This is a genomic window from Herbaspirillum sp. C7C2, from assembly GCF_022627865.1.
Lineage (GTDB): Bacteria > Pseudomonadota > Gammaproteobacteria > Burkholderiales > Burkholderiaceae_D > Herbaspirillum > Herbaspirillum frisingense.
This window is the reverse complement of the sequence record NZ_JABXGI010000086.1, coordinates 1-259: the sequence shown is the minus strand read 5'-3', so window position 1 is coordinate 259 and position 259 is coordinate 1. Positions and strand designations below refer to the sequence as shown.

The 259-nt window shown below is 69.9% G+C and carries 1 protein-coding gene; it reads right to left on the bottom strand.

The genetic code is table 11. From position 1 onward, the window contains the following. Positions 1-259, bottom strand: a 259-nt coding sequence (locus HWE04_RS24520) for a hypothetical protein (RefSeq protein ID WP_274620209.1), incomplete at both ends; no start/stop codon positions are given.

The window sequence follows — 259 nt, the reverse complement described above, 5'->3', positions numbered from 1 at the left end:
GCCGGTGCCTGACCAGTCTCAGGCTGGCGGCGGCTTGGGCGATCTTCTCGGTGGCCTGCTTGGCGGCGGCGCTGCCGGTAATGCTTCGGCTGCACCGTCTGCGGGTCAGGCTGGCGGGCTTGGTGGTGGATTGCTCGGTGGCATTCTCGGCGGGCTTGGTGGCCTGCTTGGTGGCGCTGCTGCGGGCAACGCATCGGCAGCACCTTCCGCGCCGGGTCCGCTCAGCGGTGGCCTTGGCGGCCTGCTGGAACAACTGAAC